Source organism: Streptomyces mirabilis (assembly GCF_039503195.1).
GTDB classification, from domain to species: domain Bacteria; phylum Actinomycetota; class Actinomycetes; order Streptomycetales; family Streptomycetaceae; genus Streptomyces; species Streptomyces mirabilis_D.
Genome location: NZ_JBCJKP010000001.1, coordinates 10,063,561 through 10,075,792, shown reverse-complemented (window position 1 = coordinate 10,075,792; position 12,232 = coordinate 10,063,561). Strand labels below are relative to the sequence as shown.

The 12,232-nt window shown below is 71.3% G+C and carries 10 protein-coding genes; 6 read left to right on the top strand and 4 right to left on the bottom strand.

What is annotated here, in order from left to right:
- Positions 1-56 precede the first annotated feature (56 nt).
- Positions 57-1,313 carry an acyl-CoA dehydrogenase family protein gene (locus AAFF41_RS45825; protein ID WP_319750452.1) on the bottom strand — a complete coding sequence of 419 codons (1,257 nt, stop codon included), beginning with the start codon at positions 1,311-1,313 and terminating at the stop codon, positions 57-59.
- Positions 1,314-1,323: 10 nt separating this feature from the next.
- Positions 1,324-2,124, bottom strand: coding sequence for an SDR family NAD(P)-dependent oxidoreductase (locus AAFF41_RS45820; protein ID WP_319750519.1), 801 nt, complete (start codon positions 2,122-2,124; stop codon positions 1,324-1,326).
- Between the two features lie 96 nt (positions 2,125-2,220).
- Here AAFF41_RS45820 and AAFF41_RS45815 point away from each other — a divergent pair, with 96 nt between their 5' ends.
- The 5 genes from AAFF41_RS45815 to AAFF41_RS45795 all read left to right on the top strand — a co-directional run bounded on the left by AAFF41_RS45815 (position 2,221) and on the right by AAFF41_RS45795 (position 9,689).
- A complete protein-coding gene (locus AAFF41_RS45815) occupies positions 2,221-3,288 on the top strand; it encodes an NAD(P)-dependent alcohol dehydrogenase (protein ID WP_319750453.1) in 1,068 nt (355 codons plus the stop codon).
- A gap of 196 nt (positions 3,289-3,484) precedes the next feature.
- Positions 3,485-4,864 carry an FAD-dependent oxidoreductase gene (locus tag AAFF41_RS45810; protein ID WP_319750454.1) on the top strand — a complete coding sequence of 460 codons (1,380 nt, stop codon included), beginning with the start codon at positions 3,485-3,487 and terminating at the stop codon, positions 4,862-4,864.
- Positions 4,865-4,934: 70 nt separating this feature from the next.
- Entirely contained in the window at positions 4,935-5,804 is an 870-nt protein-coding gene (locus AAFF41_RS45805) for a branched-chain amino acid ABC transporter permease (protein ID WP_181648473.1), read from the top strand.
- Between the two features lie 30 nt (positions 5,805-5,834).
- On the top strand, positions 5,835-8,372 hold the full coding sequence (locus AAFF41_RS45800; protein WP_343325941.1) for a branched-chain amino acid ABC transporter ATP-binding protein/permease: 2,538 nt from the start codon (positions 5,835-5,837) through the stop codon (positions 8,370-8,372).
- A 105-nt stretch (positions 8,373-8,477) separates the two neighbouring features.
- Complete coding sequence (locus AAFF41_RS45795; protein WP_343325940.1) at positions 8,478-9,689, top strand: ABC transporter substrate-binding protein; 1,212 nt, start codon at positions 8,478-8,480, stop codon at positions 9,687-9,689.
- A gap of 103 nt (positions 9,690-9,792) precedes the next feature.
- On the opposite strand, the gene tgmB is transcribed toward AAFF41_RS45795, so the two are convergent.
- Together tgmB and tgmA are read right to left on the bottom strand one after the other, a co-directional pair.
- Positions 9,793-10,737: an ATP-grasp ribosomal peptide maturase gene (gene tgmB, locus AAFF41_RS45790; protein ID WP_319750457.1), complete on the bottom strand. Its 945-nt coding sequence runs from the start codon at positions 10,735-10,737 to the stop codon at positions 9,793-9,795.
- Between the two features lie 15 nt (positions 10,738-10,752).
- Positions 10,753-10,944 carry a putative ATP-grasp-modified RiPP gene (gene tgmA, locus AAFF41_RS45785; RefSeq protein WP_343325939.1) on the bottom strand — a complete coding sequence of 64 codons (192 nt, stop codon included), beginning with the start codon at positions 10,942-10,944 and terminating at the stop codon, positions 10,753-10,755.
- A gap of 238 nt (positions 10,945-11,182) precedes the next feature.
- On the opposite strand from tgmA, the gene AAFF41_RS45780 reads away from it, so the two are divergent.
- On the top strand, positions 11,183-12,211 hold the full coding sequence (locus AAFF41_RS45780) for a hypothetical protein (RefSeq protein ID WP_319750458.1): 1,029 nt from the start codon (positions 11,183-11,185) through the stop codon (positions 12,209-12,211).
- The last annotated feature ends 21 nt before the right edge of the window (positions 12,212-12,232 follow it).

The window sequence follows — 12,232 nt, the reverse complement described above, 5'->3', positions numbered from 1 at the left end:
GGCGATGGATGCCCCTGTCAATGGACGGGGAAGCGATTCCCGAAACGGTCCGGCGCTCAGTCCGTACGGCTCGCACAGTCCGTACGGCTCGCTGGGTTCGTACGGCCGGTGAGGCCCAGCAACCCGGCCAGCCGCAGACGATGGTCGTCGGCGGTGCCGAACAGCGCCTCGTCGGCGCGGGCCCGGCGCACATAGAGATGGGCGGGGTGCTCCCACGTGAAGCCGATCCCTCCGTGGAGCTGCACGTATTCCGCCGTCGCCAGCCGATAGGCGCCGGAGCAGGCCACGGCCGCCGAACTCGCCGCCACCGGCAACTCCGCACGCCAGCCCGCGAGGCAGGCCGTCGCGTACGCCGAGGCGGACCGCGCTCCTTCGAGGTCGACCAGGAGGTCGGCGAGCCGGTGCTTGACCACCTGAAAGGACCCGATGGGCCGCCCGAACTGGGTTCGATGCCTGACGTACTCGAGGACGGCGTCCAGCGCGTGCGCCGATCCGCCCACATGCTCGGCGGCCAGCGCCACCCGCCCCGCGTCCAGGACCGCCGCCACGATCGCGGCGGCCTGTCCGGCCTCACCGACCGGCTCGGCGGGCGTGCCCCGGAACCGTACGAGCGCCTGTCGGCGCGTGGGATCGAGGACGCGCCGGGCCACACGCTCACAGGTCCCGGAGCCGACACCCGGCCCGGTCCCGGTCCTGGTTCCAGTCCTAGCAGCCCCGGTCCTAGTCCCAGCCCCGATTCCAGTCCCGGTACCGTGGTCCGGTTCGCAGGCGAACAGCCGCGTACCGTCCGGCGCTTCGGCCGCGACCAGGATCAGATCGGCCCCCTCCCCGTCGAGTACGAAGTCGGCCTCGCCGCGCAGCACCCAGCCACCGGCGCCCCGCTCGGCGGTCACGTGCGCCGCCTGCGGGAATCCGGCCACCGTCGCGGTGAGCGAGCCGTCCGCGATACCCGGCAGCCAGCGCTGACAGGCCTGCCGGTCACCGCTTCGCAGGAGCGTGTGCCCGGCCAGTACGACGGTCGGCAGCAGCGGCGCCGGGCACAGCACGCGCCCGGTCTCCTCCAGAGCCACGGCGAGTTCGGCGAAGGTGTAACCGGCGCCACCGAACTCCTCGGGGACGGCGAGCGCCTGCACCCCGATCTCGCCCGCGAGTCGTTGCCACAGCAGTCGGTCGTGACCGCGGGGCCCCGCCGCCTGCTTGCGGACCTCTTCGGGTCCACAGGTCTCCTTCAGCAGTTCTCGCAGCACCTCGCGGAGTTGGCGCCGCTCCTCACTCTCCAGCAGCAGCGTCGGATCGGTGTCGAGCCGGAACATACGAGCCTCCCTAAACGGTGAAGCGTCCGCCGTTGGCGAGCAGCACCGCGCCGACGAGATTGGCCGCCGCGTCGCCGGCCAGGAACAGCGCGACGTCCGCGATCTCCTCGGGTGTCGCGTAGGGGCGTACACGCGGGTCGGCGAAGCCCCGGCGCAGCGCCTCGGGCGTCCGGGCGGCCATCCCCGTCTCGGTCGGCCCGGGTGCCACCGTGTTGACGCGGATTCCGAACGCGATCGCCTCCTTGGCGACGGACTGACTCAGCGCGTGCGCTCCGGCCTTGGACGCCGCGTAGTGCGGATAGCCGGCCTGGGTGTCGAAGGCCGAGGAGGAGCCGACGGTGACGACCGCACCCGAACGGTTCGGCACCATCGTCCGCAGTGCGGCGCGCAGGACATGGAAGGTGCCGTCGAGATTGACCCGCATGACGCGCCGCCACGCGGCCTCGCCGAGCCGTGTGGTCACCTCGGGCGGCCGGTCGGTCAGCAGGGCTTCGGCGATCCACTGCTTCGCCCCGGGGTCGTCGACTCCGGCGGCGTGCACCACGACGTCCAGGCGTCCGTACTCGCGCACGGCCTCGTCGAAGACCCGGTCGACCTGCCCGCCGTCCCCCACGTCCACGGTCACCGGCCGCGCTCCGGGCAGCTCCTTGGTGACCGCCCGGGCCGCGGCGGCGTCGATGTCCGCCACCAGGACCACGGAGCCCTGCGCGGCGAGCCGCCGGGCGACCGCGGCGCCGATACCGGAGCCCGCGCCGGTCACCAGCGCGATCCTGCCCGTGAAGTCTTCGTGTGCCGGGCCCTCGCCGTCCATGAGATCCACCGCCCCACTCGGTTGCCGTGCCCGGTTGTCACACTCGGCCACGGGACCAGTTACTGAACTGACTTCATTTTTGCTAGCCTCTCGCGTATGTCAACAGGCGAGACGAGAGCGATCCGACTGACGCGATGGGGCGGCCCACCGGTGCTCACCGAGGTGGCACGACCGGTACCCCGCGGCGAGGAGGTCCTGGTGCGGGTCGAGGCGGCCGGGCTGTGCCGCTCCGACCTCCATGTCCTGGACGCGACACCGGGCACCCTGCCGTACCGGACGCCGTTCACCCTCGGGCACGAGGTCGCGGGCCGCGTGGCCGCACACGGTCCCGAGGCCTTCGGCCCCGCGATCGGCGAGCGCGTGGTCGTCTACGGCCCCTGGGGTTGCGGGCGTTGCGTCCGCTGCTCGGCCGGGGCGGAGAACCACTGCGACGCGCGCCCCGCCCTGGACGCGGCCCGCGCCGGTACGGGGGCGGGGCTCGGGCGCGACGGCGGAATGGCCGACCACCTGCTCGTACCGTCCGGGCGGCTGCTGGTTCCGGTGGGCGACCTGGACCCCGTGCAGGCCGCGCCTCTGTCCGACGCCGGACTCACCTCGTACCACGCCGTGGCCGGCGTCCGTCCGGCGCTCGGGGAGGGAGCGAGCGCGGTCGTCCTCGGGGTCGGCGGGCTGGGGCACCTGGCGGTACGGATCCTGCGCGCCACCACGTCCGCGTACGTCCTGGCCGTGGACGTACGAGAAGAGGCACTCGCCCTGGCCGCCACGTGCGGTGCGCACTTCGGCACGCTCCTGGGGCCACGCACGGCGGAGGTCCTGCGCCGGCACGTCGGCGGCACCGGGGCGGACGCCGTGCTGGACTTCGTCGGCAGCCGGTCCAGCCTGGAGCTCGCGACCGGCGTCCTGCGCGCGGGAGGAGAGTTGGCCGTCGTGGGGAGCGGCGGCGGGGAGCTGACCGTCCGCAAGTCCGGCGCGCTCCCTCCGGGGCTGCGGATCTCGCTGCCCTTCTGGGGGACGCGGCCGGAACTGGAGGAGGTCGTGGACCTGGCGCGCGAGGGGGTTTTGACGGTGGAGACAGAGCAATTCCCGCTGTCGGGAGCGCTGGAGGCGATCGACAGACTCCGCTCCGGCGACCTGCGCGGGCGCGCGGTGCTGGTACCCGACTGAGCCCGACGCCGGACAGCCCTCGACCCCGCCATCACCCCTCACCCTCAGCCTCGCCCCCGCCATCACCCCCACCCTCGGCCGAGCACGGCCGCAATCATCTGCCGTCCGGACCCTCGACTACAGAAGTGAGTTCAATTAGGGTCTGGTTCCACGCAACGACGCGACAAGGCGGTGGGCCGCTGTGCACGCTCGAAAAGTGGATCTGCTGGTGATCGGTGGCGGGATGGCCGGCCTCTCGGCCGCCGCCAAGGTGGCGCACGAGGGCGGCTCCGTCGTCCTGGTGGATCGGGCGGAGCGCCCCGGAGGCTCGGCGCGCCTCGCCGGTTTCGTCTGGACGGCCCCCACCCTCGACGAGTTGCGCCGGGTCGACCCGGACGGCGATCCGGAGCTCGCGCGGGCGCTGTTGGAGGGGCTCGCCGAGGGGGTGGCCTGGATCGGCTCGCTCGGTGTGGAGTGCCGCCCGCCCGTCCCCGTACTCGGCTTCGGCCGGGGACACCAGATCGACACCAACCACTATCTCGACACCTGCGAGCGGCTGGTCCGCGACCGGGGCGGGGAAGTACTGACAGGCACCGAAACCCGCACGCTGGTGACGGAGGACGGCGTGGTCAAGGGTGCGGAGTGCGTGCTGCCGGACGGATCCGTGCGCAGGATCGACGCCGCCTGGACCCTGCTCGCGACCGGCGGCTTCCAGGGTGACCCGGCGCTGCGCGCCGAACACATCCACGACCAGGCCCGCGGCATCGAACTGCGCGCCAACCCGCACAGCCGGGGCGGCGGGCTCGCGCTCGGCCTCGCCGCGGGGGCGGCGTTCGGCAAGAAGGACGCGGGGTTCTACGGACACCTGATGCCGGCGGGCGTATCCCTGTCCGACCCGGCGCGCTTCGTCGACCTCGCCCTCTACTTCAGCGAGCACGCCCTGCTCTTCGACCTCACGGGCGAGCGATTCGTCGACGAGACCGTCGGGGACCACCTGACCGCCATGGCGCTCCTGGAACGACCGGGGGCCCGGGGGCTGTTGGTCGCCGACGCGCGGGTCCACAGGGAGTGGATCTCCGCCTCGTACGTGGAGGGGATCCCAGGCGTGGACAAGTTCCAGTTGTGCCACCGCGCCGGTGCCCGGAGCGCGGTAGCGGAGAGCCTGGAGGAGTTCGCCTGGATGCCCGAGGAATGGGGGTATCCGGGCGCCAGGATCCGGGACCGCGTCGAGGAGTTCAACTCCGTCGTGCGCGGGGGCGGCGAGACGGTCCCCGGACGACTGCTCGACCGGCAGCCGCTCGACGAGCCACCCTTCTACGTGATCGAGGCCGCCCCCGCGATCACGTTCGCCTTCGGCGGTCTGCTGATCGACGCCGAGGCGCACGCCCTGTCCGCGAACGGGCGACGGACGGTCCCGGGCCTGCTGGTGGCCGGGGCGGACGCGGGCGGACTGTACCGGCGCGCCTACGCCGGTGGCCTCGCCCCGGCGTTGGTGTTCGGCCTCGCGGCCGCTCGGACCGCGCTCGGCCCAGACGGTGAAACGCACTCCGACAAATCCGGTGCAGCGGTCTTGCCCGACCGCCATCCGCGTGTCTAGCTTACCGAATTGAGTTCAATTTACCTAAGCGGTTCGTGGCGCGAACCCGCTTCCTGAAGAGGGAGGGACTGTGAGTCAGTTCCTGCTTGTCCTGGTCAGCGGTGTGGCCGGCGGAGCCGTGTACGGGCTCATCGGACTCGGGCTGGTCATCATCTACCGGGCCACCGACGTCGTGAACTTCGCGATGGCCTCCCTGGCGACCCTGGGCCTGTACGTGGCGGTCTCGCTCCGGGACCGCGGTGTGGCCACGGTGCTCGGCGTGCTGGCGGCGATCACGATCACCGTCGTGGCGGGCCTGCTGGTCCGCGAAACGGTGATCAGGCCGCTCGGCCAGGGGCAGTTGTTCTCGGCACTCGTCCTGACGATGGGCGTCTCACTGGTGGCCGAGAGCGCGGCCGGTTCGATATGGGGAGACCAGCCGAAGGCCTTCCCCAGCCTGGTCGAGGGAACGGTGCGCTGGTCGGGTGCGGCACTGCCGGCCCAGAGCCTGCTGACGATCGCCGTGGCCGCCGTGGCGATGGCACTGGTCGGCTATCTGTTCGGACGGACCACCCTCGGCTCGGCCATGCGTGCCGTGGCCGAGAGCGCGGACACCGCGCGGGTCGTCGGGCTGGGCGCACAACGCCTCGCGCGGATCGCCTGGGCCCTGGGCCTCGGCCTCGCCGCGCTCGGCGCCTGTCTGTACGCGCCGCGGGCCGGACTGGTGCCCACCATGCTCAGCGCGCCGCTCTTCCGCGCCTTCGCCGGGATCTTCCTGGGGGGCCTGACGAGCATGTACGGGGCTGTCATCGGCGGACTGACCGTCGGCGTGCTGGACAACCTGGCGGCGAACTACGTCTCCGCCAGTCTCCGGGACACGTTCGTGTTCTCGTTCACTGTTCTGGTGCTGCTCGTCCGACCGCAGGGCATGTTCGGCACCCGCACCTTCCAACGGGTCTGAGGGATCTGAAGGATCTGAGGAGTCGCATCCATGGTCTTCAACCGTTCCGTCCTGGCGAAGGCGGCACTCGGGCCGGCCGCCGGCGCGGTGCTCATGGCCTTCATGGCGTCCGGTGCGATCCCGGCGTACCAGATGTATTCGGTGGCGCTCGCGGCCGTCTACTCGATCGTGGTGCTGTCGGTCGGCCTGCTGGCCGGCTGGTCGGGCATCTGGTCGGTGGGGCATCCGGCGTTCTTCGCCATCGGCGCCTACTTCGCCGCCTACGGCAGCGGTCACGACTGGCCGCTGGAGGCGGTGATGCTCGGGGCGGTCGCCACCGGCGCCGTCCTCGGCACCTTCCTCGGCTACGCGGGCGCCCGGTTCTCGACGCTCTACATCGCCCTGCTGACCCTCGCGTTCACGATGGTGTCACTGGAACTGATCAACCGCTGGAGCAGCGTGACCGGCGGTGACCAGGGAGCGCCGGTGCTGCAACTGCGCAGCGTCCTTGGCCTCGGCACCCTCGCGGGCGGCGGCACCGAACCGCAGTACCTCGCGGTGGGGGCTGCCGCCGTGGTGCTCGCGCTGGCCGTGCCCGCGGCGGCCTCGGGACTGCGGATGCGGCTGGTCGCCGCCAAGTCGCATCCGCTGGCGGCCCGTACGATCGGGATCGCGCCCGAGGCGCAGTCGGCCCTGGCCTTCGCGGCGAGTGCCGCGTGCACCAGCTTCGCGGGCGTGCTGCTCGGTCTGATCACCGGCTTCGTCAGCCCCGACCCGTTCTCGCTCGGCTTCGGCATCGCGCTCGTCGCGGCCTGCGTCCTCGGCGGGGTGGGGACCGTCCTCGGTGCGGTGGCCGGTGGTGCCTACCTGACCTGGAATCCCTCGCTCTCGTCCGCCGTCGGGCTGCCGCAGCCGGTCGTGCAGGGCCTCGTGCTGATCGGTGTGCTCCTCTTCCTTCCCGGAGGGGCCGTGCCCTTCCTGGCGCGGCCCGCGCGGGCCCTGCTCCGGCGTGCCCTGCCCCGGCGCGAGGAACGGCGGCAGGCAGCGGCGCTTCCTCTCGGCAGTTCCTCTGCCGACCTTCCCGTCGACACCCCGCCACCGGTGCGGGCCGCCGGCGCGGACTCCCCGGCACTGCTGCGGCTGGAGCATCTGTCCGTCGCGTACGGCGGACTGAAGGCCCTGGAAGACGCCTCGTTGTCGGTACGCCAGGGCGAGATCCTGGCCGTCATCGGACCCAACGGGGCGGGCAAGACGACCCTGTTGAACGTCCTGTCCGGGCTCACCGGCAACGGCCGGGTCCACGGCAGCGCCGACTTCGCGGGCAGGCCGCTGCTGAGGACCAGGGCGACCGCACGGCGTCGGCTCGGCATCGGCCGCACGTTCCAGCACGCGGAGGTCTTCTCCGAACTCACCGTCGCCGAGAACGTGTTGTGCACCCGGCGCCGGATCACGGCCGGGCACCGGGCCTCCGTCGCGCGGCTGCTCGACGCCGTCGGTCTCGCCGATGTGGCGGACCGCCGCCCGGCCGAGCTCCCGTTCGGTCTGCAAAAGCGCCTCGACCTCGCCCGCGCGATGGCCGAGGAGCCGAGGCTGCTGGTGCTGGACGAGCCGTTCGGAGGCCTGGACGCAGGCGAACGGGCGCTGCTGGCCGACCACATCAGGCGGCTGCAGGCCCGTGGCACCGCCGTCGTGGTCATCGACCACGTGCTGGACGACCTCTTCTCCGTCGCCCACCGGGTGCTCGCCTTCGACTTCGGCCGCACGATCGGCGAGGGCACACCGGACACCGTGCTGGAGGTTCCCGAGGTGCGTTCGTCGTACCTGGGTACGGTCGGCGGCAAGGCGGAACTGCCCGAGCGGGTCGGCGAGCGGTCGGTGATCCGGCTCCGCGGGGTCGGTCACACCTACGGCGGCGTGGTCGCGCTGCGGGATGTCGACCTGGACGTCCGGGAAGGGGTCGTGCTCGGCGTCACGGGCGCCAACGGCGCGGGCAAGAGCACGCTCGCCAGTGTCCTGCACGGCTCGTTGCACCCCGCGCGGGGCAGCAGGGTGACGGACATCGGCGGGGGCGGGACCGCCCGCACCAGTCTGGCGCCCGAGGGACGGGCCCTGTTCAAGACGCTCTCGCTGCGGGAGAACCTGGAGGTCGCGGCGTACGCGGCCGGCATCACCGGAACACCGCTGCGCGAGCGCCTCGAGGAGACGACCGAGTGGCTGCCGCCCCGGCTGCGCGACCGAATGTCCACCTCCGCCGCCGCGCTGTCGGGAGGCGAGCAGCAGATGCTCGCCATCGCCCGCGCGCTGATCGTCAGGCCGGACGTCCTGATCGTGGACGAACCGGCGCTCGGTCTGGCTCCCGCGCTGGTCGACGAGGTCTACGACCGGCTGGCCCGGCTGGCCCACGACGGACTGACGGTCGTACTGCTGGAACAACTGCTCAGCCGGGCGATGTCCGTGTGCCACGAGGTGGTCGTGCTGCACGAGGGCGTCGTTGCCGCCCAAGGAAGGCCCGGCGACCCGTCGTTCGCCGTCCTGGCCGAGGCGGCGTATTTCAGCGGGGACCGGGAGACCGCCGCGACCGCCACCTAGCAACTGCCGGAACTTCCGCCGTCCCTGTCGAAGCTTCCGCTGCGACTGCCGGAGCTTCCGCTCGCTGTGAACAAACCGAACTCAGGTTGAGAATGAGGTGGAGCCGTGCTCCGGAGAACCAGTAGATTCCGCCGCACCGCCGGGGCCGTCGCCGTCCTGGCCGCCGTGGCGCTCACCGCAGGCGCGTGTGCGGGGCAGGACTCCGCCGAGGCCGGCAGCGGCCAGCAGTCGTCCATCAGGATCGGCGCGTGGATACCGCTCACGGGGGCCGTCGCCGCCTACGGCGTGCCACAGAAGGCGGGCGCCGACGCCTACTTCAAGATGCTCAACGCCCAGGGCGGGATCAACGGCCGCAAGGTCGACTGGACCGTCAAGGACAACGCCTTCGACCCGCAGCAGACCGTGCAGATCGCGCGCCAGCTGATCGGCCAGGACAAGGTCGTGGCCATCGTCAACGCCAACGGAACGGCTCAGGCCGAGGCGGCCTTCCCGTTCGTCCTGACGCAGTCGAAGGTGCCGATCGTCGACGAGCAGGGTGGCTCCGAGTCCTGGTACAGGCCGCCGCGCCCCGGGCTCTTCGGTACGCAGACCCTGTACGAGGACCAGGCTGCCGCGGTCGCCGCCTGGGCCGTCCAGGACGGCGCGAAGAAGATCCTCGTCGTCCACAGTGACCCGGCCGCGTTCGTCAACGTGGCCAAGCAGGTGGAGCCCGTCGCGAAGAAGGTGGACCCGTCGGTGGTGGTCGACCGGCTGGCGGTCAAGTTCCAGACGACGGACTACACGCCGGTGGTCAGCAAGGTGAAGGCCGAGAAGCCGGACGCGGTGATCCTGATCCTCACCTCGCCCGAGGCGGCGGCCTACCTCAAGGAGGCCAGGCTCCAGGGGTTGGCGCAGGCCACGTACGGCTATGCCCCCGTGGCCGCGGAGTCGACGATCGCCCTGGCCAAGAACGCCGCCGAGGGGCTCAAGGCCGTACAACTGGTCAAGGCTCCCTCCGACGCCGAACCCGCCGTGCAGGAGTTCAGGACCGCGATGGCCAAGTACGAGCCCGGCCAGGACGCCGGATTCCTCGCGCTGTGGGGGTGGAGCAACGCCAAGGTGTTCGCGCAGATCGTGAAGACCATCAAGGGACCCGTCACCTCGGCCGCGATCACCGAGGCGTACGAGAAGGCCACCGCGGTGGATCCCGGCGTCTCGCCCGTGATGCGGTTCGGCGCGAACGATCACCTTGGGACCCGGAGCGTGCAGCGCGTGGTCGTGAAGAAGGGGGTCTGGGTCTCCAGCGGCGACTTCTACACACCTCCGGCGCGCGACTGAGTCCCGTACAGCGGGCGGGGGCGCCACCTCGACGCGGTGCCCGCCTCGTGGGCGAGGTCGGGCCCCGCCGCACAGGTGGAGGATCAAACCAGGTCGAGGCGCGTCAATGGCCCTTGGCAGCCGGTCTTCGCTGGGAGAGCCACAGGGCGACCGCCTCCGAGATGGGTTGGCCGGTCTCCAGTTCGATGAAGCCGAACTGCCCGCCCTGGTTGCCCTCGAGGAACCACCAGACGCCGTCCTCGTCCTCGGCGAAGTCGAAGGCGGCGTACGCGAGTCCGGTGAACGCGGTGTACTCCTGGACCGAGCGGGAGATGCGGCCGGGCACCGGGATGGGCTCCCAGCCGTGCCCGGTCTCGCCGAAGCGCCCGTCGACCTGCCCGGCCTCGGCGACCTTCCGTGCGGCGAACAGTTGGTTGCCGATACAGGTGAGCCGGATGTCGGCCCGCTTGGGGATGTACTGCTGAAGCAGCGCGGGACCGGCCGCGACGCCGGAGAAGTCCGCGTCGGGGCCGATCAGTGTGGTCGGCAGGGCCACCGGGGGTTCGCCTGGCGGCGGCCCCGAGGCGGACTTCACCACCACCTGCCGGTACTCCTCCACGAACTGCTGGGCCACCCGGGGAGCGGTGGTGATCACGGTCGGTGGGACCGCGAAGCCACTGCTGTGGGCGACCCGCAGCTGCCAGGGTTTGTGCCGGGCCTGCTCGGCCCGGCGCGGGTGGTTCATCCAGCGGGTGGAGGCGGAGTAGAGCATGCCGAACAGGGCCTGCTTGGTCTCCGCGGTGAGCCACGGCGAGGGCTCCGCCGCGTGCGCCGCGGGTTCACCCGGACGGCGTACCCACACGGAACGCAGGCCACCCATGCTGAGCACATGGCCGTTGACCGAGAGGTAGCCGTCGAAGTCGCCGTGCGCGTAGTCCGCGGACAGCACCGCCTTGCCCGGCAGGTCGGCCGGGTCCAGGCGCACCATGGGCACGCCCTGTTCGTGCAGCCTGGCCACGACCATGTCGGCGGTGACGTCCTGCTCCGCCGTGAGAATGAGTACCGTCATGTGAGTGAGGGACCGTCAGTCGTCGAAGTGCGTCTGGGAACCGGCGGTGGAGGTGGTCGTGCCGGTGGCCATGAGGAGGGCGTGGTCGCTGACGGCCGGGCGGCCGTCCGGCAGCACGTTCAGTTGCAGGGACACGTCGAAGTGGTACGGGGGTATCGCGGCCGAATGCCCCGCGGGCAAGGCGTAGTTGAGGGTGAACGGTCGCACAAAAGTTCCTCCCGCCATCTCACGATGTCCTGCCCCCTTCCCTACGTGTCGCGACCGTAAGGGTTTCATCACTTTCCGCCACATCGGGGTGAAGGGCATCACATCGCGTCGTTTCAGGCTTGCTTGTTTCCGTATTGCACGTGTGTGTGCTTGGTTGTCTGCTTGACCCAGGCTGAAAGCTTCGGCCAAGGCTTCATTCTCTGTAATCTAGACGTCGTCTTACCCAGGAGAGTTCCCGGTGACCGCAGTTCTCGATCCGAGTGCCCAATCCGCCCCGATCCAGGGCGTGTTGGACCCCATTTCTTGTGACGCACGCGACTTCGGGGCCTATGCGCGAAACGGCGGCTGGGCCTTCGCCCTGATGGTGGCGCGCAGCGTGCGCCCCGGCGGGCAGTCCGCGGACGAGACGCCGAAGGTGTCCGCGAAGGAGTTCGCCGAGCTGGCCGAGTGCTCCCCCGAACGGGTGATGCGCTATTACAAGGCGTGGGACAGGGCCGCCGACGAGGGTCTCGTCCCGCACTTCGAAGTCCTCGTCCCGGGCCAGGACATCGAACTCCCGGACGCCGAGGCGTGGCAGACGTACTACGTGTCCCGCTCCAGCGCCACCTCCGAGCGCGGCAGTGCCATCACCGAGGCCGCCGCGGCCGAGGGCATCCGCCCCACCAAGGCCCTGGAGGTCGCCGAGAACCCCACCGCGCTGCGGGCGGCGATCCTCGCCGACCCCTCCACGGCCCAGGCGGCCCGGGCCGCGCTCCTCGACCGGGTGAAGGAGGACCCGGCGCTGCAGGCCGAGCTGGCCCGTGACATCGCCCGCACCGACGAGCTGAAGAAGGCGGTCGCCACCGAGACCAGGGCGGCCGACCGGATCGGCTACGTCCGCCAGATCGCGGAGAAGGGCCAGATCAGGACACCAGCCGGACAGACCCTCGACGCCCCCGCCGAACTGCGCTCCGAGGCCGAGCGCCACCTCTCCCTCCTCGACGAGCTGGACGAGGGCGAGGACACCGGCGAGTGGGCGACCGAGGCGTACGACACCATGAAGAACCTCGTCGTCGAGACCGTGGAGGCGGACCCCGAACTGCGCGTCCAGGAGCGCCGCACGAAGTTCTACAGCAGCCTGCAGAAGGCCACGAAGGTCTTCGAGGAGCTGACCTTCGACGACGCGGACGACATCTACGAGGACGACATGGTGCAGCGCCTGGAGGAGCTCCAGCAGGCGATCGGCTCCTGCATCACGGCACTGCGCGGCGCGGCTCCCCGCCCGTGAGCCGTGCCGGTGGTCTCCCGG